Raw genomic sequence first — 23,130 nt, forward strand, 5'->3', positions numbered from 1 at the left:
CGCTGGGGGGCGGGTCCGCTATCGAGGGAATGGTTGCGCGGCGGGAGAATGTGAATTGCAGGTTATCGGATGGCGCCTGGGGGGGCGGTTTCTGGCGTGCATGCTTCTGGCCGGCCTTGTCGCCGGCTGCGGGGGCCGGCCGCCGGGTGCGCTGATTCCGGTTGCCGATACCGTTCCCGGCACCGCGCGGGTGAATATGGTGGTGGCCACCGTGCGCGAGCGCAGCGACGGGCCGGACATCTTCAACGGCGAACGGGCGCGCACCCCGAGCTATGCCGAGATCGAGGTCTCCATCCCGCCCGACGGCGCCCGGGCGGTGGGCGACGTGCAGTGGCCCCGCAGCATTCCCGGCAACCCCGCCACCGATTTCGTGACCACCCGGCTGGACGCCCTCACCCAGGACCAGGCGATCAAGTGGTTCAACGACCGCATCCGCCGCACGCCCGGGCGGCAGGCGCTGGTGTTCGTGCACGGCTACAACCAGCGCTTCGACGACGCGGTGTTCCGCTTCGCCCAGATCATCCATGATTCCCGCGCGCCGGTGACGCCCGTGCTGTTCACCTGGCCGTCGCGCGGCTCCCTCTTGGCCTATGGCTACGACCGGGAGAGCACTTCTTTTTCCCGCGATGCCCTGGAGCGGCTCCTGACCTTCATGGCCAAGGACCCGAACGTGGGGGAAATCTCCATCCTCGCCCATTCCATGGGTAACGTGGTGACGCTGGAGGCGCTGCGGCAGATGGCCATCCGCAACGGCCGCATCCTGCCCAAGATCAAATATGTGATGCTCGCCGCGCCGGACGTGGACGTGGATGTCTTCTACACCGTGCTCGCCGAGCTGGGGCAGCCGCGGCCGGCCTTCACTCTGTTCGTGTCGCAGGACGACAAGGCCCTCGCCGTTTCCCGGCGGGTGTGGGGCGACGTGCCGCGCGTGGGGCAGGTGGACCCCGAGCAGGAGCCGTTCCGCACCGAGTTCGAGCGCTTCAACATCAACGTCATCGACCTCACCAAGCTGCGGGCGGACAGCGACGCGCTCAACCACGGCAAGTTCGCCGCCAGCCCGCAGGTGGTGCAGGCCATCGGCGCGCGCCTTGCCGAGGGCCAGGCCATGACGGATTCCCGGGTGGGCGTGGGCGAGCACATCATCAAGCTCACCTCCGATGCCGCCTCCACGGTGGGCACCGCCGCCGGCCTCGTCATCGCCGCCCCGGTGGCGGTGCTGGACGAAAACACCCGCGAGCACTACGGCGAACACGTCCGGCAGCTCGGCAACAGCGTGCAGGATACGGCCGAGAGCAGCCGAAGCGCAGTCACTGTGCCCCCCGGCCGCTGACAAGCGCCGCGCATCCGGGTCCCGGCCGCGCGCCGGGGCGGCGCGGTGCCGGCGGGCAGGGTGTGGCAGTTTCGTCACGCCGGACGTGAAACATGGGGGCCACGGCCGGGCGCACCCCCCACTTAAGCAGCCGTTTACGCATGGGCCCCTTAACTGCAGGCCAACATTTGTTGCGTGCGAGTTCGGTCACATGCGTATTCCCAGCGAGACTCACGGGCGTAACGTCTTCGCGCGACTGGCGCTGATCGGGCTTGTGTCCGCCTCGGTCGCCGGCTGCAGTTCCGACATGACGCGCTTTGCCGCGGATTCCCCCAACCCCGGCTATGCGCCCCCGGCGGGCCAGCCCCCCGCACCGGAGGTCACCGGATCGGTGGGCGCAGCCCCCTCCGGCCGGGTGGATGCCATGGCGCTGCCGCCTCCGGGCCAGGCCAATGCGGGACAGGGCGCCTATGGCGCGCCGGCTACGCCCTCCTCTTATGCCTCCTCCGGCGGCGGCCAGCCGCTCTACGGTGCCCCGGCCTATGGTGCTCCTGCCACTGCGGCGGCCCGTCCGGCGGCGGCCGGCACCCATGTGGTGGTGGCCGGCGAAACCCTGTCGTCGGTCTCCCGCATGTATGGCGTGTCGGTGGCCGCCCTGAGCGCCGCCAACGGCATCGAGGCGGGCAAGACCGTGCGCACCGGGCAGACCCTCATCATCCCGCCCGGCGGCAATGGCAGTGCCCAGGCGCGCGGCCCCGTCCCGGCCGCTGCGCCCAAGCCGACCCAGGCGGCGGCCGCCACCGGCACCCTTTCGGTGCCGCAGAAGCCTGCGGCGGTGGCGCCGGCCAAGCCCCAGCCCACCAGCACGGTGACCGCCCAGCCCGCGCCGCCGGTGACCGCCGCCCCCACGCCCGCCGTGGCCCGTGGCCCGGCCCCGGCCGCAACGGCGGCGGCCAAGCCGGCCGCCGCCGAGCCGAAGGTGGAGACCGCCGCCAAGGTGACCCCCGCCGTGGATGCGGACGATGCGCCCCGCGCCGCCGGCTCCGGTCCCCAGTTCCGCGCGCCGGTGCGCGGGCGGGTCATCGCCACCTTCGGGCCCAAGCCCGGCGGCGCCCACAATGACGGCGTGAACTTCGCCGTGCCCGAGGGCACCGCGGTGCGTGCGGCGGAGGATGGCGTCGTGGCCTATTCCGGCAACGAGCTGAAGGGCTACGGCAACCTCGTGCTCATCAAGCATGCCGACGGCTACGTGACCGCCTATGCCCACAACAGCGAGCTTGCGGTGAAGCGCGGCGACACGGTGCGCCGCGGCCAGATCATCTCCAAGGCGGGCCAGAGCGGCGGCGTGAACTCGCCCCAGCTGCATTTCGAGATCCGCAAGGGCTCCACCGCGGTGGACCCCAGCCGCTACGTCGCCGGGCTCTGATCGGCGCGTGCTCCAAAGCGGCAGATCGCGCAGCACGGCCGGGCATGTCCCGGCCGTTTGCTTGTCTGCCGCCGCCGGGCGTCCTCCGGCCCCGGACGCCGGCCCCTGCCCTTGACGCCACATCCCCCCGCTTATAGGCCCAGACCATGACATCCCGCGCCTTCATCGCCGGTTGTGCCGGCCCGCGCCTCAGCTCCGACGAACGCGCCTTCTTTCGTGCCGCGGCGCCGTGGGGCTTCATCCTGTTCGCCCGCAACGTGGAGGACCCGGAGCAGGTGCGCGCCCTCGTCGCCGAGCTGCGCGAGGCGGTGGGCTGGTCCGCGCCGGTGCTCATCGACCAGGAAGGCGGCCGGGTGCAGCGGCTGCGGCCGCCGCACTGGCCGGACTATCCGCCCGCCGAGCCGTTCGGGGCGCTCTACCTCAAGGACGCCACCGCGGCGCTGGAGGCGGTGCGGCTCAATGCGCGGGCCATGGCGTGCGACCTCAACGCCCTGGGCATCGACGTGGATTGCCTGCCGGTGGCGGACCTGCGTCATCCCGACGGGCACGGCATCATCGGCAACCGCGCCTATGGCACCGCGCCCGGCCCGGTGGCGGCGCTGGCCCGCGCCGCGGCCGTGGGGCTTTTGGAAGGCGGCGTGCTGCCGGTGCTGAAGCACCTTCCCGGCCATGGGCGGGCCCCGGTGGACAGCCACGAATCCCTGCCCCGGGTGAATGCGCCGCGCGCCGAGCTGGAGCAGGCGGACTTCGCCGCCTTCCGCGACCTGGCCGACCTTCCCCTCGGCATGACCGCCCACGTGGTCTATGCGGACATCGACCCCGACCACCCCGCCACCACCTCCCGCAAGGTGATGGACGAGGTGATCCGCGGCTTCATCGGCTTTTCCGGCTTCCTCATGAGCGACGACCTGTCCATGGGCGCCCTTGCCGGCGACATGCCGGCCCGCGCCCGCGACGCCCTCGCCGCCGGCTGCGACGTGCTGCTGCATTGCAACGGCCGCATGGACGAGATGGAGGCGGTGGCGCAGGCTGCGCCCCTGCTGGCGGGGGAGGCCGAGGCCCGCGCCCGGCGCGCCCTGGACCTGCGCATCACGCCGGAGCCGGTGGACCCGGCCGGTCTGCGCGCGGCGGTGGCCGCGCATCTGCGCGCGGTGGCCTGACCATGGCGGCGGAGGCGGACCCGGACCCCTTCGCCTTCGGCGCGGACAGCGCGTCGCAGGCGCGGGCGGACGAGGCCTTCGTCGTGGACGTGGACGGCTTCGAGGGGCCGCTCGATCTGCTGCTGGCCCTGGCCCGGGTGCAGAAGGTGGACCTCACCCGCATCTCCATCCTGGCGCTGGCCGACCAGTATCTCACCTTCATCGAGGCGGCGCGGCGCGGCCGGCTGGAGCTGGCGGCAGACTATCTGGTGATGGCGGCCTGGCTCGCCTATCTGAAATCCCGCCTGCTGCTGCCGGCGCCGCCGCAGGAGGAAGGGCCCAGCGCCGAGGAACTGGCCGCCGCCTTCACCCGCCGGCTGCGCCACCTGGAGCGCATCCGCAAGGCGGCGGAGCAGCTGATGGCCCGCCCGCAGCTCGGCCGCGACGCCTTCCCCCGCGTGGTGCCGGAGCCCGACGCCGCGCCGCAGCAGGCACTGACCTACACGGCCACCCTCTATGATCTGCTCACCGCCTACACCCGCCAGCGGCAGACCAAGGCCCTGTCCCACGTGACGCTGCGGACCCGGGCGGTGTGGTCGCTGGCCGAGGCGCGGGCGCGGCTGGAGCGCCTCATGGGCGCCGAGGCGGTGGGGGAATGGATGCGGCTCGACCAATTCCTGCTAGACTATCTGGCTGAACCCGAGCAGCGGGCAACCGCGCTTGCATCGAGCTTTTCGGCCAGCCTGGAGATGGTGCGCGAGGGGATGCTGGACATCCGGCAGGATGCCCCCTTCGCCCCGCTCTGGCTGAAGCCGCGCGTGGCGGACCCCGTTCCGCCCGGAGAGGAGACATGAACCGTCCCGCCCCGCGCATCGACCTGTTCGACGTGCGCCCGGAGGACGAGCGCGCCTATGCGTTCGCGCGCGACCTGAGGACCATCGAGGCCTTGCTGTTCACCTCCTCCGGCCCGGTGGAGGCGCGCGCCCTCGTCCCCCATCTCTCGCCGGGGGCCGACATCGACGCGCTCATGGAGGCGCTCGCGGCCGATTATGCGCGGCGCGGCGTCAACATCGTCAAGGCGGCGGGGGGCTGGATGCTGCGCACCGCGCCCGACCTTGCCCATGTGCTGGCGGGCCGCGCGCCGGAGCCGCGCAAGCTCTCGCGGGCCGCGGTGGAGGTGCTGGCCATCATCGCCTATCACCAGCCGGTGACGCGGGCGGAGATCGAGGACATCCGCGGCGTCTCCACCTCCAAGGGCACCCTTGACGTGCTGCTGGAATCCGGCTGGGTGCGTCTGCGCGGCCGCCGCAAGGCGCCGGGCCGCCCGGTGACCTATGGCACCACGCCGGCTTTCCTGGTGCAGTTCGGCCTCGACCAGGTGCAGGACCTGCCGGGGCTGGACGAACTGAGGGGCGCCGGACTCATCGACGCCCGCCTGCCCGCCGGCTTCGGCATTCCGCTGCCCTCCGACGATCCTGCGCTGCGCGAGGACGAGGAGGCGATGGAGGCCGAGCCGCTGGATTTCTCCCTCGCCCCGCCGCCCTCGGGCGACGAGGACGAGGAAAGCGACGGCGCACGGGCGCAAGAGGGTGCATGAGGGGAGGCGATCTGCGTGCTGGCCGGGGATCAGGAGGAAAGCATCGTGCGTAGCCGCACGCCGGCGTCCATCGCCAAGGGCCTGACCTTCGAGGCCGTGGAACTCGCTTATGGCGGGGTCGAAGCCGTGCGGGGGGTCAGTCTTGAGATCCGGCCGGGGGAGGTGGTCTGCCTGCTGGGCCAGTCGGGCTGCGGCAAGACCTCCCTGCTGCGGCTTGCCGCCGGCATCGAGCGGCCGGATGCGGGCCGCATCCTGGTGGATGGCCAGGTGGTGGCGGGGCCGGGCACCTTCGTGCCGCCGGAGCGGCGGGGCGTCGGCCTCGTGTTCCAGGATTATGCCCTGTTTCCCCACCTCACCAACCTTCAGAACGTCATGTTCGGCCTTTGCGACCTGAAGCGCCCCGAGGCCGAGCGCGAGGCGCTGCTGGCGCTTTCCCGGGTGGACCTGAGCGATGTGGCGGAGGCCTACCCGCACGAATTGTCCGGCGGCCAGCAGCAGCGCGTGGCGCTGGCGCGGGCCATGGCGCCGCGGCCGGGCATCCTGCTGCTCGACGAGCCGTTCTCGGGCCTGGACCGGCGCCTGCGCGACCAGGTGCGCGCCGACACCCTCGCCGTGCTGCGGGACGCGAAGGCCACCGCCATCATCGTCACCCACGATCCCGAAGAGGCCATGCGCCTTGCCGACCGCATCGCGCTGCTGCGCCGGGGCGAATTGATCCAGCTGGGGCCGCCGGCCGAGCTCTACCGCGCGCCGGCGGACATCGGCGTCGCCCGCTTCTTCTGCGAACTGAACGAGTTCGAGGCGGTGGCCAGCGGCGGGCGGGTGGAGACCCTTTTGGGCGGCTTTCCGGCGCCGGCGGGATGTGCGGACGGGCTGGTGACGGTGGCGATCCGGCCGCAGGGGCTGCGGCTGGAGCGGGCCGGCCGTGGCATCGCCGGACGGGTGCTTGAGCGGCGCTTTCTGGGCGAGCTCGATCTCGTGGAAGTGATCGTGGACGGGCTGGAGCGGCCCCTCGTGGCCCGCCTGCGGGACGCGGGAACTGCGGCAAAAGGCCAGGATGTGGGGCTTTGGGTGGACCCCGGCGAAGTCCTTGTTTTCGCCGCGGGCGGGGCCTAGTCTCGCGGTCCGAAGCATCCTGTGCGCCGGGCGCCGGGACCTGCCACCCCTTGGAGGACGGTTAAATGGGTTCGATGAGCATCTGGCACTGGATCGTGGTGCTGGCCGTGGTGCTCCTCCTGTTCGGTCGCGGCAAGATCTCCGATCTGATGGGCGACGTGGCGAAGGGCATCAAGTCCTTCAAGAAGGGCATGGCGGAGGACGACGAGCCGGCGAAGGCGCAGACCCCGCCCGAGGCGCCGCGCCCGCTTCCGCACCAGGCATCCGCTGCCCCCGAGGCCGAGAAGAAGGCCGTCTGAGGACGGCCTTCCCCTGAACCCGAGGAGGGCGGCGGCTCGGCCGCCGGCTTGAGGCTTCCATGTTCGAGATCGGCTGGTCCGAGCTGATGTTGATCGGCATTGTCGCGCTGATCGTCATCGGCCCCAAGGAGCTGCCCTCGGTGCTGCGCACCGTGGGCCGCACGGTGACGAAGCTGCGCCGCATGGCCGGCGAGTTCCAGGGCCAGTTCCAGGAGGCCCTGCGCGAGGCCGACCTTGCGGACATGCGCAAGGAAATCTCGGACGTGACCGAGAGCGCCCGCTCCACCCTCGCCACATCCGAAATGTTCGACCCGCTGCGCTCCATCCGCGAGGACATCCGCAGCACCGTGGAAGGCGCCACCGCCAAGCCGCCCGCGCCGGATGCGCCCGCGCCCGATGCGGTGCCGCCCGATGCCGGCGTGCCTGACTTTCCCGCCGCCGACCTTCCGGCGATCGCGCCGCCCGCCGCCACCCCGGAGACCCTTGACGCCATGCAGGCCATCCGCGACGAGATCCGCCGCACGATGGATGCGGCGCCGGCCGCTCCCCGTCCCGCCGCCGGTGCGGGCGAGACCAAGGGCGCGTCATGAGCGACGAGGACGAGATCGACGCCTCCAAGGCCCCCCTCATCGAGCATCTGGTGGAGCTGCGCGCGCGGCTCATCAAATCGGTGGTGGCCTTCCTGCTGGCCTTCTTCCTGTGCTTCACCTTCGCCAAGCAGATCTACAATATCCTGCTGTGGCCCTATGAGTTTGCATCGGGCTTCGCGCCGGGCGTGAAGCTCATCTACACCGCGCCGCAGGAGTTCCTGTTCACCCAGATCAAGCTCGGCATGTTCGGGGCGGCCTTCATCTCCTTTCCGGTGGTGGCGACGCAGATCTACATGTTCGTGGCGCCGGGCCTCTACAAGCACGAGAAGAACGCCTTCCGGCCCTATCTGGTGGCCACCCCCATCTGCTTCCTCATCGGCGCGGCGTTCGTCTATTTCGTCGCCATGCCGCTGGCCATGACCTACTTTCTGGGCATGCAGCAGGCGGGCGGGGAGGGGCAGGCGGAAATCTCGCTGCTGCCCAAGGTGTCGGAATATCTCTCCCTCATCACCACCCTCATCCTGGCCTTCGGCATCTGCTTCCAGCTGCCGGTGATCCTGACGCTGCTGGGGCGCATCGGCATCGTGACGCAGGACATGCTGCGCAAGGCACGCCGCTACGCCATCGTGGGCGTGTTCGTGGCGGCGGCGGTGCTGACCCCGCCGGATGTCATCAGCCAGCTCTCCCTTGCCCTGCCGACGCTGCTTCTCTACGAGGTGTCGGTCTATCTGGTGGGTATCGTCGAGAAGCGGCGGATGGCCGAAGAGGCGGCGCGCAATGCGGCCGACGCCTCCACGGCCAACTGAGGCGGACCGCGGGGCCTGTTCCGGTTTGTCAGGATTTTTCGGGCGCGCGCCTTCCCTTCCGCCCGTCATCCCCCGGCTTGACCGGGGGGTCCACGCATCCGCGCGTGCCGGCGCTCGGCGGCACGATGGATGCCCCGGTCAAGCCGGGGCATGACGGTGGTCAGGGGCAAGACGCGCTGCCCCAATAGGCCCCGAGGGGCCCGGCGGAGCTTGCCATGCACGACATCAAATGGATCCGGGACGAGCCGGACGGGCTCGTGAACGCGCTGGCGCGGCGCGGCGGCAATTCCGACGCGGCGCGGGGGGCGGCAAAGGCGCTGGTGGACAAGCTGCGCGGCCTCGACGAGGAGCGCCGCGCCACCCTCACCACCCTGGAAGCCCTGCTCGCCCGCCGCAACGCCGCCTCCAAGGAGATCGGCGCCGCCAAGGCGAAGAAGGACGAGGCCACCGCCGCCGCCCTCATGGCCGAGGTGGCCAAGCTGAAGGAGGACGTGCCGGCGCTGGAGGCCGAGGCCAAGCGCATCGAGAAGGCGCTGGAGGACGAACTCGCCGCCATCCCCAATGTCCCGCTCCCCGACGTGCCGGACGGGGCGGACGAGGACGGCAATGTGGAGATCCGCCGCATCGGCACGGTGCGCACCGCCGCGACGCTGGGCTTTGCGCCGAAACAGCATTTCGAGATCGGCGAGGCGCTCGGCCAGATGGATTTCGAAACCGCCGCCAAGCTCTCCGGCGCGCGCTTCGTGGTGAACAAGGGGCCGCTGGCCCGCCTAGAGCGCGCGCTGGGGCAGTTCTTCCTGGATGTGCATACGGCGCCGGAGAAGGACGGCATCGGCGGCTATATGGAAGTGAACCCGCCGCTGTTGGTGCGGGATCACACCATGTACGGAACCGCGCAGCTTCCGAAATTTTTCGATGACCAGTTTTTAGCTTATTCGATCCCAGCGTTTACGGAGAATTATAAGGCATTGATTGAGTTGTCCCGAGATATCGTTTTGGGGCATGCTGAGCGCGAAGGGATTGCTTACGCAAAAACCTACCAAATGGAGTCGCTCGCTCTGGATTCTGATCCAGATCGGCATTGGCTCATCCCCACCGCCGAAGTCCCCCTCACCAACCTCGTCCGCGAATCCATCCTTTCGGAAGAAGAACTCCCCCTGCGCCTCACCGCCTGCACCCCCTGCTTCCGCGCGGAAGCCGGCGCGGCGGGGCGCGACACCCGCGGCATGATCCGCCAGCACCAGTTCACCAAGGTGGAGCTGGTTTCCATCACCGCGCCGGAGAAATCCGCCGAGGAGCACGAGCGCATGCTCGCCTGCGCCGAGGCGGTGCTGCAGAAGCTCGGCCTCGCCTATCGCGTGGTCACGCTCTGCACCGGCGACATGGGCTTCGCCTCGCAGAAGACCTACGACATCGAGGTCTGGCTGCCGGGGCAGAACGCCTTTCGCGAAATTTCCTCCTGCTCGGTGTGCGGCGATTTCCAGGCCCGGCGCATGAATGCCCGCTACCGCCCGGCGGAAGGAAAAGGCCCGCGCTTCGTCCATACGCTCAACGGCTCGGGCGTGGCGGTGGGACGGGCGCTGGTGGCGGTGCTGGAAACTTACCAGAACGCGGACGGCTCCGTCACGGTACCGGAAGCATTGCTGCCCTATATGGGCGGGCTGACGCGAATCGAGAGACTGAAATAGGGGGCTCAAGGCTCCCGTCGCCGCTGTCTTCCCGTCACCACCGTCGTCCTCCGGCTTGACCGGAGGACCCTTGACCGCCCCGCCGACCGGTGACTGCCCCGCGATCGGCGGCCCATCGGCACGATGGATCCCCCGGTCAAGCCGGGGGATGACGCTCTGGTGGGGAAGGGGGCCTGCGTTGCGGTCCCAAGAAATCGCGGCCTGACCGCACAGAGGAACACACGATGCGCATCCTGGTCACCAATGACGACGGCATCCACGCCCCGGGCCTCGATGCCTGCGCCGCCATTGCCCGCAGCTTCACCGACGACGTGTGGGTGGTGGCGCCCGAATTCGACCAGTCCGGCGTCGCCCATTCCCTGTCCCTGTCCGACCCCCTGCGCCTGCGGCAGATCGAGGAGCGGCGCTTCGCGGTGAAGGGCACGCCCACGGACTGCGTCATCATGGCGGTGCGGCACCTGATGGCCGACACCCCGCCGGACCTCGTGCTCTCCGGCGTCAACCGCGGCCAGAACATCGCCGAGGACGTGAGCTATTCCGGCACCGTGGCGGGGGCCATCGAGGGCACCATCCTGGGCATTGCCTCCATCGCCTTGTCGCAGGCCTTCGGCGTGACCACCCGGGAAAATCCCAGCTACGCCACCGCCGAGGCCCACGCCCCAAAGGTGATCCGCCACCTGCTGGAGGAGGGCATTCCCCCCGGCATCGTGATGAACGTGAATTTCCCGGACCGCGCGCCGCAGGAGGTGGCCGGCATCGCCGCCACCTTCCAGGGCAAGCGCGACCAGAAGCTCATGCGCATCGACGCGCGCCGGGACGGCCGCAACAATCCCTATTACTGGATCGCCTTCGAGCGCCGCATCTTCGAGACCGCCCCCGGCTCGGACCTGCGGGCGCTGGACGAGGGACGCATCTCCGTCACCCCGCTGCGCCTCGACATGACCGACGAGCCGCAGATGACCCGCCTCGCTCTGCTGTTCGAGGGCAAATAAGCCGTCCTTGGCACCGCCGACGGGGTGCCGGCGCGGTTGCCTTTTCAACAGCTGCGTGATCTATCCGGCCCATCGTTTGCATTCGACGGGGCGGCGGCTATAGTCCCGCCGCTTCGCCGGAGCCCGGCGCGGCGCAAACTTCCCATCACAGACGAACGAGGACGCAAATGTTCATTACGCCCGCATTCGCCCAAGGCGCCACGGGAGCCGGCGGCGGGGCCGACATGCTCATTCAGCTTGCTCCGTTCCTGCTGATCTTCGTGGTGATGTACTTCCTCATCCTGCGCCCGCAGCAGAAGCGCGCCAAGGCCCACCAGGAAATGGTGACGGCCCTGCGCCGCGGCGACGTGGTGGTCACCGCCGGCGGGCTCGTGGGCAAGGTCACCCGCGTGGTGGACGAGGCCGAGATCGAGCTGCAGATCGCCGACAACGTGCGTGTGCGCCAGCTGCGCTCGCAGATCGCCACCGTGCGCGCCAAGGGCGAGCCGGCGAAGGACGAGACGTCCGCCGCCTGATTCTTCAGAACGAGATAAGCGCGCGACATGTTGCATTTCTCCCGCCTCAAGACCGCGGCGATTCTCATCACCATCGCCGTCGGCCTCCTGTTCGCGCTGCCCAACGTGCTGCCCCAGAGCGTGCTGGCGCATCTGCCCACCTGGCTCGCGTCCAGCCGCGTCACTTTGGGCCTCGACCTGCAGGGCGGCTCGCACATCCTGCTTGAGGTGGATGGCGCGGCGCTCCGCAAGGAACGCGCCGAGCAGGTGCGCGACGAAGTGCGCCGCGTGCTGCGCGACCAGAAGATCGGCTATTCCAACCTCGCCGTGCGCGACACCACGGTGAGCCTGCGCCTGCGCGATGCCGCCGACACCCAGAAGGCCGTGACCGAGCTGCGCAAGCTCGCCGCCCCGGTCACCGGCGACCTGTTCGGCAACAGTTCCGGCGAAATGGACCTCACGGTGGCCTCCGCCGCCGACGGCGCCATCAGCGTGCAGCTCACCGAAGCCGGCCTCACGGCGCGCATGCGCGGGGCGGTGGACCAGTCCATCGAGATCATCCGCCGGCGTATCGACCAGCTGGGCACGGTGGAGCCCAACATCCAGCGCCAGGGCGTGGATCGCATCCTGGTGCAGGTGCCGGGCCTGCAGGACCCGCAGCGGCTGAAGAACCTGCTGGGCCAGACCGCCAAGCTCTCCTTCCGCATGGTGGACCAGTCCATGTCGCCGCAGCAGGCGCTGGAAGGCCGCCCGCCGCCGGAATCCGAAGTGCTCCAGGGCCAGGACGGCCAGCCCTATCTGGTGGAAAAGCAGGTGCGCGTTTCCGGCGAGGATCTGGTGGACGCCCAGCCGGGCTTCGACCAGACCAGCCGCGAGCCCATCGTCTCCTTCCGCTTCAACAACAACGGCGCCCGCCGCTTCGCCGCCACCACCCAGGATGCGGTGGGCCGGCCGTTCGCCATCGTGCTCGACAACCAGGTGATTTCCGCGCCGGTGATCCGCGAGCCGATCCTGCAGGGCTCAGGCCAGATTTCCGGCTCCTTCACCGTGCAGCAGGCCAACGACCTTGCCATCCTGCTGCGCGCCGGCGCCCTGCCGGCGCCGCTGAAGGTGGTGGAGGAGCGCACGGTGGGCCCGAGCCTGGGCGCCGATTCCATCGAGGCCGGCAAGGTGGCCGCCTATGTGGCCACCGGCCTCGTGGCGGTGTTCATGGTGTCGGTCTACGGCCTGTTCGGCCTGTTCGCCCTGGTGGCGCTGGCCGTGCACATCATGCTGATGTTCTCCCTGCAATCGGTGCTGGGGGCGACGCTGACCCTGCCGGGCATCGCCGGCGTGGTGCTCACCATCGGCATGGCGGTGGATTCCAACGTCGTCATCTTCGAGCGCATGCGCGACGAGGCGCGCGAAGGGCGCTCCGCCATCTCGGCCATCGACAAGGGCTTCGTGAACGCCCTCGGCACCATCCTCGACGCCAACATCACCTCGCTCGCCACGGCGGTCATCCTGTTCCTCATGGGCGGGTCGGGTCCGGTCCGCGGCTTCGCGGTCACCTACATCCTCGGCCTTCTGACCACCATGTTCACCGCCTACACCCTGACGCGGCTCATGATCGCCTATTGGGTGAAGTGGCGGCGGCCGGCGAAGCTGCCCATCTGAAGGTGCGCCGCACATGCCTTTGATCGACTACATTCCGGCGCAGACGAACATCCATTTCATGCGCCTGCGCCACTGGACGTTCCCGTTCTCGGCGCTGCTCTCCATCGTCGCGGTGGTGCTGTTCATCACCGTCGGGTTCAACCTCGGCATCGACTTCCGCGGCGGCACCCTCATCGAGGCGCAGACCAGCCAGCAGCAGGCCGACATCGGCGCCCTGCGCGAGCACCTGACCGACCTCGACGTGGGCGACGTGCAGATCCAGGAATTCGGCTCCCCGCGCGACGTGCTGATCCGCGTCGGCGCGTTCGGCGCCTCCGACGAGGCGCAGCAGGCCATCCTCACCAAGGTGAAGGATGTGCTGGGCACCGAATACAGCATCCGCCGCGTGGAAACCGTGGGGCCCAGCGTGTCCGGGGAGCTGGTGCGCCAGTCCATCCTGGCGCTGGTGCTGGGCGCGGTGGCGGTGCTGGCCTATCTCTGGTTCCGCTTCGAGTGGCAGTTCGCGGTGGGCGCGCTGGTGACGACGATGCACGACATCTTCGTCACGCTGATGATCTATTCGGCGCTGGGGATCGACTTCGACCTCACCTCCATTGCCGCCATCCTCACCATCATGGGCTATTCGCTCAACGACACGGTGGTGGTGTACGACCGCATCCGCGAGATGCTGCGCCGCTACAAGAAGCTGCCGCTCCCGGAATTGCTCGATATCGCGGTGAATGCCACCTTCTCGCGCACCATCATCGTTTCCACCACCACCTTCTTCGCCACCCTCGCGCTGTATTTCTTCGGCGGCGAGGTGCTGCGCGGCTTCTCCCTGGCCATGACGGTGGGCGTGGTGATCGGCACCTATTCCACCATCTTCGTGGCGGCGCCCATCCTCATCCATCTCGGCCTGCGCGCCTCCACCGTGGCCCCGGCCAAGGGCGGCGAGCCGGAGGAGGTGCTGAACGTGGACGAGACGGCCAAGCTCCTGGAGGCGGAGGCCGCAGCCACGGCGGAAGCAAAGCCTGTGGAAGCGAAGCCCGCGGAATCCAAGCCTGCGGCCTCGGCCGCCACGGCGCCCAAGGGCAAGGGCGGGCGCCCCGGCAAGCGGCCGCCGTCCAAACCCGCCAAGGCCTGATCCGGTGGCCCTGCCGCCCTCCGCGCCATTCCTGCCGCGGCAGGTGACCATCGACGGCTATGGCGACAGCTTCTTCCACTTCGCCGGCATGTCCCATGCCGGTTCCATCCTCGCCCTGCCGTCGGGCATCCGGCCCTGGCCGGTGGCGCGCATGGCGGAGGTGGATCGCGCCGCCCTCGCCCCCATCCTGGCGGAGGCGGATGCCTTCGAGCTTTTGTTCATTGGCACCGGGCGCGATCCGGCCCACCTGAAGGAGCCGCAGAAGCAGTTGCTGCGGGACAAGGGCCTGCGCTTCGAGCTGATGCCCACCCCGTCCGCCGCCGCCACCTACAATGTGCTCCTCTCCGAGGGCCGGCGGGTGGGCGCCGCCCTCATCGCCTTCTAGGCCGGGCACCATGTCCGACACCCTTGAAGCCGCCTATGCCTATTGCGCCGACCAGGTTCGCGCCCAGGACAAGGACCGCTTCCTCGCCGCCCTGTTCGCGCCCCAGGAGCTTCGCCGGCACCTCCTCGCCCTTTATGCCTACAATCTGGACGTGGCCCGGGTGCGCGAAGTGGTGCGCGAGGCCCTGCCCGGCGAGGTGCGGCTCGCCTGGTGGCGGGAGGTGATCGAAGGGGAGGGGCGCGGCGAGGTGGAGGGGCATCCCGTGGCGGCGGCGCTCCTCGACACGGTGGCGCGCTTCGCCTTGCCGCGGGCAAGCCTGCTGGCTTTGGCCGACGCCCGCATCTTCGACCTTTATGACGACCCCATGCCGACCGTGGCCGATCTGGAAGGCTATGCGGGGGAAACCGCCTGCGCTTTGCTGCAATTGTCCGCCCTCGTCCTCGCGCCGGACCGGGCCGCGGCGGCGGGCGACCTTTCCGGCCATGGCGGCGTGGCCATTGCCATGACCGGCCTGATGCGGGCCTTTCCCATCCATGCGGCGCGGGGCCAGTGCTACCTGCCCCTGGACCTTCTGGCGCGCCATGGCATCGGCCGCGAGGCGGCGGTTTCGGGGCAGGTGACGCCGCCGCTTCTGGCCGCCCTGGACGACTGGCGCGCGCAGGCCCGCCGCCATCTTGACGCCGCCGCGGCTGCCGCCCGCGCGCTGGGGCCGGCCGCCGCGCTGGCCGCCCCCTACCTGCCGCTGGCGCTGGTGGCCGGGGACCTGAAGGCCCTGTCGCGGGTCACCGATCCCTTCCGTGCGGTGGCGGGGCTTTCCCCCTTCCGCCGCCAGTTCGCCCTCTGGCGCGCGGCGCGCCGGGCGGCGGCGGGCAAGGCCTGGTTCTGAGGGGCGTTCCGGGCAAATCCCGTCGCGGTGCGGGGCGCGGGAAGAACGCGCGGGTCTTGAACGGTGAGGCGCCGGCCGCATCTTTGCGGCGCGACGGCGCCCCCTACGCTGCCGGGCGGGTGATGCGATCGGTCAGGTTCAGCCGGCCGCGGGCGATCTGCGCCAGCAGGGCGCGGGTTTCCGGCGATCCGGCCAATTGGTCCAGCATCTCGATCTGGTTGCGGGCCACCAGCAGCAGGAGGTCGTCGCGCACGGCGCCATCGGGGCCGTGGGGCAGGGCTTCCACCAGCTGGAGGTGGTCGAGGTGGGGGCGATCTGGCAGGGCGGCGGCGAGATGGGCGCGCAGCGCCTCCACCGTCACGCTTTGGCGCGGCGCCACGAAGGCATAAAGGCCCACCTTGCCACCCAGCGTCTGGAAATCCGCCATATGCACCTCGGCCACGGCTGGGTGGGCGGCGAGGGCGGCGGCGATGCGCGGGCCCACCTGCGTCACCCGCGGGCCGCGGCCCTCGGTGTCCGAATAGGACATGAGGCGGCGGGTGACGAAGCGGTACAGCTTCTTGCCGGTGGCCATCCAGATGCGCGTGGGCACGCTCTTGGTGGCCAGCATCTTCTTCTCGCGGGGGGTGAGCGCCTGCGGGCAATAGGTGCGCTTGTGCTTCAAAAGGTGGCGCAGGTCCTCATAGGCCAGCACCCGGCCGAGCTTCCAGCGCCGGCTGATGGGCAGCGCCAGCTGGAAATCCATGAGCCAGGCTTCGCCATCCGCCCCGCGCAGCCAGTTCTGCTGCTTGGCGAGGTCGTTATGCGCATAGCCGGCGCGGTGCAGCAGGTGCAGGGCGCCCTTCGCCGACTGGAAGAAATGCAGGTCGCCCGCCGGCCGCGCAATCTGCAGCGGCACCCCCTCCACCCAGCCGCGCACGAGGAAGCGATCGCCCACGGCGAGAAGCGGCGTCGTCACGCCGGTGCGGGTCACCCGCTCCAGGGCCTTCACCTCGAAGGCGGCCAGCTGGCGGGCGAGGGGCGCGAGCCAGACGGACACCTCGTTCCAGCGGCGGCGCACGGCGGGCCAGGGCCGGCCCTGGACGTCGGTCCAGGTGCCGCGCTCCACGGTGGAGAAGACGTCGCGCTTCAGCACCGTGTCCACGGCGAAACGGGCCGGGTCGGCGCGGTATTCCACGGGCGGCGGCGGGCTGATGAGGCGTGGCATGCCCGCCTCTTAAGCCGCCTTTTCCGGCGTGTCGAGCCACGCGGCCATGTGGGCGAGTGCACGGACCGCCATCGCCTTCTTGCGGGCGAGGCCCTTTTCCGCCCCCCGCAGCCGCTTGCCGCCCTCGCCCTTGGGGGCCTCCGCCAGCGGCGGGAACAGGCCGAAATTCACATTCATGGGCTGGAAGGAGCGCGGCGCCCCCTCGGTCTCGCTCTCCAGGTGGCCGCCGGTGATGTGGGCGAGCAGCGCGCCATGGGCGGTGGTGGGCGGCGGCGGCACGATCTGCGCGCCCAGCCGCTCGGCGGCGGCGAAGCGGCCCGCCATGAGGCCCACCGCCGCGCTTTCCACATAGCCCTCGCAGCCGGTGATCTGGCCGGCGAAGCGCAGGCGCGGGTCCGCCTTCAGCCGCAAGGTGCCGTCCAGCAGGCGCGGGGAGTTGAGATAGGTGTTGCGATGCAGGCCGCCGAGCCGGGCGAACTCGGCCGTCTCCAGCCCCGGAATGGCGCGGAACACCCGCGCCTGCTCGCCATGGCGCAGCTTGGTCTGAAAACCCACCATATTATAAAGCGTGCCCAGCTTGTTGTCCTGCCGCAGCTGGACCACCGCATAGGGCTTCACGTCCGGCGCATGGGGATTGGTGAGGCCCACCGGCTTCATGGGGCCGAAGCGCAGGGTCTCGCGGCCGCGCTCGGCCATCACCTCGATGGGCAGGCAGCCGTCGAAATAAGGGGTCTTAGCCTCGAAGTCGCGCATGGGCGCCTTCTCGCCGGCGATCAGCGCATCCACGAAGGCGTGATACTGGGCCTCGTCGAGGGGGCAGTTGATGTAGTCCGCCCCGGTGCCACCCGGGCCCGGCTTGTCGTAGCGCGACTGGAACCAGGCCTTGCCCATGTCGATGCTGTCGAAATGGACGATGGGGGCGATGGCGTCGAAGAAGGCGAGGGCGCTTTCGCCGGTGAGGTCCAGCACCGCTTGCGCCAGCGCCGGCGAGGTGAGGGGGCCGGTGGCGATGATCACCTTGTCCCATTCCGGGGGCGGCAGGGTGGTGATCTCCTCGCGGCGGATCTCCACCAGAGGATGGCTGGCGAGCGCATCGGTCACCGCCTGGGCGAATCCCTCCCGGTCCACGGCGAGCGCGCCGCCGGCCGGCACCTGGTTCTTGTCCGCGCAGGCGAGAATAAGAGAGCCGGCGCGCCGCATCTCGGCGTGGAGCACCCCCACCGCATTGCCCTCGGCATCGTCGGAGCGGAAGGAATTGGAGCAGACCAGCTCGGCGAGGGAGGGCGTGAGGTGCGCTTCAGTGCCGCGCACGGGGCGCATTTCGTGCAGCACCACGGGCACGCCGCGCGTGGCCAGCTGCCAGGCCGCTTCAGATCCGGCAAGGCCGCCACCGACCACATGCACGGGTTCGCTCGTCCGTTCGCCCGGCATTCGCCCTCCTGGCTGTCCGGGCCGGCGCGCACCCTGCACGCTCCACGGACGTAAGAGCGGGTATGTGCCACAGGCGCAAGCCGACCTTCAACCCCTTCCAGCTGGCCTCAGAGTTCGTGCCGGGGGCGGCGCCACCAACGAAAATGGCCCCCGTGGGGGCCATTCTCACACGCCGGCACGGCCGGCGGTCCGCATCGTCTGACCTCAGGCGGCGGTTGCCGCAGTGCGGGCGACGGAGCGGATTTCGCTGCGCGACACGTTGATGTCGGCGAGGCTGCGATCATCAAGCCCCGAAAGCTCGGCGACGGTACGATTGTAGACCTGCCACCGGCGAAACTGGCGAGCCAGCAAACCCCAGAGGAACATGGACCTTCTCCTTGACTGCCAGGAGCGACGCGGCGCTCCTGTCTTTTCGCATCAGAAGATATACCTGCATGCTGCATTGCCATATAATGGTATAAGCATTGCAGCATTGCGCTCCGTGCATGAAGAGGGCAGGGGCGGGTGGGTCGCCGAACCGGACAGCGCGCTGCCGCTGCCGGCGAACGCGACTAAAATTTGCCACCCCTGGCTGATTTCGCCCTCACGGTGTCGGCGGTACTTACGTCTGAGCTGATGAAGCCGCGGGGGCGGCTTTGAACGGGGATCAGAAATGTTCTTCCAAGGGACGTTGGGGCCAGTGGCCTCGGACTCAGTCTTTTCGGGGCAGGAGGAGCGCGGTCTGATTTCGGCGTTTTTCCAGGGACCTCCTGGATTTTTCGTGGAAGTTGGCGCGTACGATCCGATTTTTCAGAGCCAGACTTACCATCTGGAACTGGTGGGGTGGGACGGGCTGCTGGTGGAGCCCATGCCCGATTTTGCGGAGAATCTCACCCGTAGCCGCAAGGCCCGGGTGCGTCAGTGCGCGTGCGTGGCTCCGGGGGAAGCTGCGCGCGGTTCCATCCGGCTGCTCGACCTGCGGGGCGGCAGCACGGTGCGGTTCACGGCGAAGATGGCCGCGAACCAGACGGTGATCGAGGTCCCGGCCGCCACCCTCGACAGCGTTCTGGAGGACGCGGGGGTGGAGCGCGTGGACTTCCTCTCCGTGGATGTGGAAGGCGCCGAGCCCGATGTGTTGAGAGGGCTGACCCTGTCCCGCTACAAGCCGCGCCTGGTGATCGTGGACGACCGCGACCGGTTCGGCGAAACCTGCGGCGTGATGCGCCGCAGCGGCTACCGTCTGGTGCGGCGCACCGGGCACAATGCCTGGTTCGTGCCGCAGAACGAGTCCTTCCGGCTCACGTTGCGCGGTCGCGTGCAACTGGCCTGGACCTACGGCATCGGCCGCGCGCTCCGCCGCACCCGCGCCAGCATCTCCCGGCGGTCCGCCGGCCTGCCGATTAGCTGAAACCGCCCGACTGCGAGTGACGCCCGGAGCGGACCGGAAGGTCCGCTCCGGCTGAAGGCTGGCCGCGGCGCTTGTGCCCGGCCACAAGCCGTCCGGGACGCTTCTGCCCGGTGGCGGCCTGGGCGAGGGCCGCGCAGGCCGCCCGAGCGCTGCACGGCATCTCCCGGCGGCTCCACCGTCCCGGCCGGACGCCGTGGGTGGCGAAAAGCCGAATGGCCATCCACGAATGCACGCAGCATCCACCAGCGCAGGTTGACGTCTCCTGCGCGGCCGTGACTCTCCTGAAATGGCGCAGGCCTTCCCGATCCGGTTGATCGAGCCGGATCGGGGAGCCCTATTCCGCCATGGGTGCCTTGCGCCGCGTCGCCGACCGACGGCCGCGCGGCGCGGGTGACGGCGCGGGCGCGGGTGCGGCCGGCTCCTGGCCGGCCTTCTTCCGCGGCGCCTTCGAGGCGGCGGCCACGGCCGCCGTGGGAGGGGTCGACGGCGCCTCCGCCACGCCCCCGGCAAGGTCCGCTGCGGCCATCTCCGCCAGATCCAGCCCGGCCAGATCCATCTCCGCCAGATCCATCTCCGCAGGGTCCGCGTCCGCAGGCGCCACCTCCGTTGCGGCCGTGGGCTTTCCCGCCGGCTTCCCGGCCTTCCGGGTCGCACCCGGCGCGGTTGCCGCCGCCGGAGCGGCCATGGGCCGCCGGGCCAGGACTTCGGCCAGGAAGCGCCCGGTGTGGGAGCGCGGGTGTTCAGCCACGGTCTCGGGCGTGCCCGTCACCACGATCTCGCCGCCGCCGTCGCCCCCTTCCGGGCCGAGGTCCAGGATCCAGTCGGCGGTCTTGATGACTTCGAGATTGTGTTCGATCACCACCACCGTGTTGCCCTGCTCCACCAGCTCGTGGAGCACCTCCAGCAGCTTCTTCACATCGTGGAAGTGCAGGCCGGTGGTGGGTTCGTCGAGAATGTAGAGGGTGCGCCCGGTGGCGCGCTTGGACAGTTCCTTGGAGAGCTTGACGCGCTGCGCCTCGCCGCCGGAGAGGGTGGTGGCCTGCTGGCCCACCTTGATGTAGTCGAGGCCCACCCGGTGCAGCGTCTCCAGCTTCTCGCGCACGGAGGGCACCGCCTTGAAGAATTGCGCGCCCTCTTCCACCGTCATGTCCAGCACGTCGGCGATGGACTTGTTCTTGAAGGTGACCTCCAGCGTCTCGCGATTGTAGCGCTTGCCCTTGCAGACATCGCAGGTGACATAAACGTCCGGCAGGAAGTGCATCTCGATCTTGATGACGCCGTCGCCCTGGCAGGCCTCGCAGCGCCCGCCCTTCACATTGAAGGAGAAGCGCCCCGCCCCGTAGCCGCGCGCCTTGGCCTCCGGCAGGCCGGCGAACCACTCGCGGATCGGCGTGAAGGCGCCCGTATAGGTGGCAGGGTTGGACCGCGGGGTGCGGCCGATGGGCGACTGGTCGATGTCGATCACCTTGTCCAGGTGCTCCAGCCCCTCCAGCCTGTCGAACGGCGCCGGCGCCTCGCTGGCGCCGTTGAGGCGCCGGGCCACCGCCTTGTAGAGCGTGTCCAGCAGCAAGGTGGACTTTCCGCCGCCCGAGACGCCGGTGATGCAGGTGAACAGGCCGAGGGGAATTTCGGCCGTGACATTCTTCAGATTGTTGCCCCGCGCACCCGAGAGCTTCAGCATGCGCTTGGGATTGGGCTTGCGCCGGGCCGGAACGCCCACCGAAAGGGCGCCGGTGAGATAGCGGCCGGTGAGCGAGGCGGGGTTGGCGAGGATCTCGGCGGGCGTGCCCTGCGCCACGATGCGCCCGCCATGGATGCCGGCGCCGGGGCCCACGTCCACCACATAATCGGCGGCGAGGATGGCATCCTCGTCATGCTCCACCACGATGACGGTGTTGCCGAGGTCGCGCAGGTGCTTCAGCGTCTCCAGCAGGCGCTCGTTGTCGCGCTGGTGCAGGCCGATGGAGGGCTCGTCCAGCACATAGAGCACGCCGGTGAGGCCGGACCCGATCTGGGAGGCGAGGCGGATGCGCTGGCTCTCGCCGCCGGACAGGGAGCCGGAGGCCCGCGCGAGGGTGAGATATTCCAGCCCCACGTCCAGCAGGAACTTCAGCCGGTCGCGGATCTCCTTCAGGATGCGGCCGGCGATCTCGTTCTGCTTGGCCGAGAGCTGCGCCGGCAGCGCCTCGAACCAGCCGGCGGCGGCGCGAACCGAAAGCTCGCCCACCTGGCCGACATGCCGGTCCGCCACCCGCACCGCGAGGGCCTCCGGCTTCAGCCGGAAGCCGGAGCAGGTCTTGCAGGGCACGGTGGAGAAATATTTGGAGATTTCCTCGCGCGCCCAGTCGCTGTCGGTCTCCCGCCAGCGCCGGTCGAGGTTGCGCACCACCCCTTCGAAGGTCTTCTGGGTCTCGTAGGCGCGCAGCCCGTCGTCATAGGCGAAGGTGATCTTCTCGTCGCCCGAGCCGTAGAGCAGCACCTGCCGCGCCTGTTCCGGCAGGTCGGCGAAAGGCACGTTCAGCTTGAAATGATAATGGCGGGCCAGCGCATCCAGGGTCTGCCCGTAATAAGGCGAGGTGGACTTGGCCCAGGGGGCGATGGCGCCCTGCTTCAGGGAGCGCGCCTTGTCCGGCACCACGAGGTCGGGGTCGATGGTCTGCTCCACGCCGAGGCCGTCGCAGGCTGGGCAGGCGCCGAAGGGGTTGTTGAACGAGAACAGCCGCGGCTCGATCTCGGGAATGGTGAAGCCGGACACCGGGCAGGCGAACTTTTCCGAGAACAGGATGCGGCGCGGCGCCCCCGCCTCGTCCGTCTCGTCGGCAAATTCGGCCACCGCGATGCCGTCGGCCAGAGCGAGGGCGGTCTCGAAGCTGTCGGCGAGGCGCTGGGCGAGATCGGCGCGCACGACGATGCGGTCCACCACCACGTCGATGTCGTGCTTGAACTTCTTGTCCAGGGCCGGCGCCTCGGCGATTTCATGGAAGGCGCCGTTGATCTTGACCCGCTGGAAGCCCTTCTTCATCCATTCCGCCAGCTCCTTGCGGTACTCGCCCTTGCGTCCGCGCACCACCGGGGCGAGCAGGAACAGGCGGGTGCCCTCCGGCAGCGCCAGGGTGCGGTCCACCATCTGCGAGACGGTCTGGCTTTCGATGGGCAGGCCGGTGGCGGGGGAATAGGGAATGCCGGTGCGCGCCCACAACAGGCGCATGTAGTCATAGATTTCGGTGACCGTGCCCACCGTGGAGCGCGGGTTGCGCGAGGTGGTCTTCTGCTCGATGGAGATGGCCGGCGAGAGACCGTCGATCTGGTCCACGTCCGGTTTCTGCATCATCTCCAGGAACTGGCGGGCATAAGCGGAAAGGCTCTCCACATAGCGGCGCTGGCCCTCGGCATAGATGGTGTCGAAGGCAAGGGAGCTCTTGCCGGAGCCCGACAGGCCGGTGAACACCACCAGAGCGTCGCGCGGGATCTCCAGATCCACATTCTTGAGATTGTGCTCGCGCGCGCCGCGCACCGAGAGGGTGCGGGCATCGCGGCGGGCAGCATTGGCGGCGTCGAGCGTGGCACGCCGGGAGGAAGCACGATCAGACATGAACATC

General features: G+C 69.7%; 20 protein-coding genes and 1 pseudogene. 17 read left to right on the forward strand and 4 right to left on the reverse strand.

What is annotated here, in order from left to right:
• Nucleotides 1-100: 100 nt before the first annotated feature.
• From ACI7BZ_RS13960 to ACI7BZ_RS14035, 16 genes are all read left to right on the forward strand, one after another.
• Complete coding sequence (locus ACI7BZ_RS13960) at nt 101-1,330, forward strand: alpha/beta hydrolase (protein WP_414117775.1); 1,230 nt, start codon at nt 101-103, stop codon at nt 1,328-1,330.
• Between the two features lie 190 nt (nt 1,331-1,520).
• Entirely contained in the window at nt 1,521-2,735 is a 1,215-nt protein-coding gene (locus ACI7BZ_RS13965) for a peptidoglycan DD-metalloendopeptidase family protein (RefSeq protein WP_414117777.1), read from the forward strand.
• A 146-nt stretch (nt 2,736-2,881) separates the two neighbouring features.
• The gene (gene nagZ / locus ACI7BZ_RS13970; RefSeq protein ID WP_414117779.1) at nt 2,882-3,895 is read left to right on the forward strand and encodes a beta-N-acetylhexosaminidase; all 1,014 of its coding nucleotides are present in this window, start codon (nt 2,882-2,884) and stop codon (nt 3,893-3,895) included.
• 2 nt (nt 3,896-3,897) lie between these two features.
• The gene (locus ACI7BZ_RS13975) at nt 3,898-4,728 is read left to right on the forward strand and encodes a segregation and condensation protein A (protein WP_414117781.1); all 831 of its coding nucleotides are present in this window, start codon (nt 3,898-3,900) and stop codon (nt 4,726-4,728) included.
• Complete coding sequence (gene scpB, locus ACI7BZ_RS13980) at nt 4,725-5,471, forward strand: SMC-Scp complex subunit ScpB (protein WP_414117782.1); 747 nt, start codon at nt 4,725-4,727, stop codon at nt 5,469-5,471. The genes ACI7BZ_RS13975 and scpB overlap by 4 nt, the downstream gene beginning before the upstream one ends.
• A gap of 45 nt (nt 5,472-5,516) precedes the next feature.
• Nucleotides 5,517-6,587 carry an ABC transporter ATP-binding protein gene (locus ACI7BZ_RS13985; RefSeq protein WP_414117783.1) on the forward strand — a complete coding sequence of 357 codons (1,071 nt, stop codon included), beginning with the start codon at nt 5,517-5,519 and terminating at the stop codon, nt 6,585-6,587.
• Between the two features lie 65 nt (nt 6,588-6,652).
• Nucleotides 6,653-6,886 carry a twin-arginine translocase TatA/TatE family subunit gene (locus ACI7BZ_RS13990; protein WP_414117785.1) on the forward strand — a complete coding sequence of 78 codons (234 nt, stop codon included), beginning with the start codon at nt 6,653-6,655 and terminating at the stop codon, nt 6,884-6,886.
• A gap of 59 nt (nt 6,887-6,945) precedes the next feature.
• Nucleotides 6,946-7,476: a Sec-independent protein translocase protein TatB gene (tatB, locus tag ACI7BZ_RS13995; protein WP_414117786.1), complete on the forward strand. Its 531-nt coding sequence runs from the start codon at nt 6,946-6,948 to the stop codon at nt 7,474-7,476.
• Nucleotides 7,473-8,282: a twin-arginine translocase subunit TatC gene (tatC, locus tag ACI7BZ_RS14000; RefSeq protein ID WP_414117788.1), complete on the forward strand. Its 810-nt coding sequence runs from the start codon at nt 7,473-7,475 to the stop codon at nt 8,280-8,282. Before tatB ends, tatC begins: the two co-directional genes overlap by 4 nt.
• Nucleotides 8,283-8,497: 215 nt before the next feature.
• Nucleotides 8,498-9,970 (forward strand): serine--tRNA ligase, encoded by a 1,473-nt coding sequence (gene serS / locus ACI7BZ_RS14005; protein WP_414117789.1) that lies wholly within the window; start codon nt 8,498-8,500, stop codon nt 9,968-9,970.
• Between the two features lie 224 nt (nt 9,971-10,194).
• Nucleotides 10,195-10,962, forward strand: a complete 768-nt coding sequence (gene surE, locus ACI7BZ_RS14010; protein ID WP_414117790.1) for a 5'/3'-nucleotidase SurE — start codon at nt 10,195-10,197, stop codon at nt 10,960-10,962.
• Nucleotides 10,963-11,129: 167 nt separating this feature from the next.
• A complete protein-coding gene (yajC, locus tag ACI7BZ_RS14015) occupies nt 11,130-11,477 on the forward strand; it encodes a preprotein translocase subunit YajC (RefSeq protein ID WP_414117792.1) in 348 nt (115 codons plus the stop codon).
• A gap of 27 nt (nt 11,478-11,504) precedes the next feature.
• Nucleotides 11,505-13,112 carry a protein translocase subunit SecD gene (gene secD, locus ACI7BZ_RS14020; RefSeq protein WP_414117794.1) on the forward strand — a complete coding sequence of 536 codons (1,608 nt, stop codon included), beginning with the start codon at nt 11,505-11,507 and terminating at the stop codon, nt 13,110-13,112.
• Nucleotides 13,113-13,125: 13 nt separating this feature from the next.
• Entirely contained in the window at nt 13,126-14,235 is a 1,110-nt protein-coding gene (secF, locus tag ACI7BZ_RS14025) for a protein translocase subunit SecF (protein WP_414117795.1), read from the forward strand.
• Nucleotides 14,236-14,239: 4 nt separating this feature from the next.
• On the forward strand, nt 14,240-14,620 hold the full coding sequence (locus ACI7BZ_RS14030; RefSeq protein ID WP_414117797.1) for an Mth938-like domain-containing protein: 381 nt from the start codon (nt 14,240-14,242) through the stop codon (nt 14,618-14,620).
• 10 nt (nt 14,621-14,630) lie between these two features.
• On the forward strand, nt 14,631-15,506 hold the full coding sequence (locus ACI7BZ_RS14035) for a phytoene/squalene synthase family protein (RefSeq protein ID WP_414117799.1): 876 nt from the start codon (nt 14,631-14,633) through the stop codon (nt 15,504-15,506).
• A 103-nt stretch (nt 15,507-15,609) separates the two neighbouring features.
• Here ACI7BZ_RS14035 and ACI7BZ_RS14040 read toward each other — a convergent pair whose 3' ends face one another.
• From ACI7BZ_RS14040 to ACI7BZ_RS14050, 3 genes are all read right to left on the reverse strand, one after another.
• Nucleotides 15,610-16,713: a serine/threonine protein kinase gene (locus ACI7BZ_RS14040; protein WP_414117801.1), complete on the reverse strand. Its 1,104-nt coding sequence runs from the start codon at nt 16,711-16,713 to the stop codon at nt 15,610-15,612.
• Nucleotides 16,714-16,722: 9 nt separating this feature from the next.
• Nucleotides 16,723-18,144: a methylenetetrahydrofolate--tRNA-(uracil(54)-C(5))-methyltransferase (FADH(2)-oxidizing) TrmFO gene (trmFO, locus tag ACI7BZ_RS14045; RefSeq protein ID WP_414117802.1), complete on the reverse strand. Its 1,422-nt coding sequence runs from the start codon at nt 18,142-18,144 to the stop codon at nt 16,723-16,725.
• Between the two features lie 204 nt (nt 18,145-18,348).
• Nucleotides 18,349-18,510, reverse strand: a complete 162-nt coding sequence (locus ACI7BZ_RS14050; protein WP_414117803.1) for a DUF1127 domain-containing protein — start codon at nt 18,508-18,510, stop codon at nt 18,349-18,351.
• A gap of 394 nt (nt 18,511-18,904) precedes the next feature.
• Between ACI7BZ_RS14050 and ACI7BZ_RS14055 the strand changes: the two genes are divergently transcribed.
• Entirely contained in the window at nt 18,905-19,531 is a 627-nt protein-coding gene (locus ACI7BZ_RS14055; protein ID WP_414117804.1) for an FkbM family methyltransferase, read from the forward strand.
• A 682-nt stretch (nt 19,532-20,213) separates the two neighbouring features.
• Here the strand turns inward: ACI7BZ_RS14055 and uvrA are convergent.
• A pseudogene (uvrA, locus tag ACI7BZ_RS14060) lies at nt 20,214-23,123 on the reverse strand (excinuclease ABC subunit UvrA); the annotation flags it as partial.
• Nucleotides 23,124-23,130: the final 7 nt, after the last annotated feature.

Source organism: Xanthobacter sp. AM11 (genome assembly GCF_047444035.1).
Taxonomy (GTDB): domain Bacteria; phylum Pseudomonadota; class Alphaproteobacteria; order Rhizobiales; family Xanthobacteraceae; genus Xanthobacter.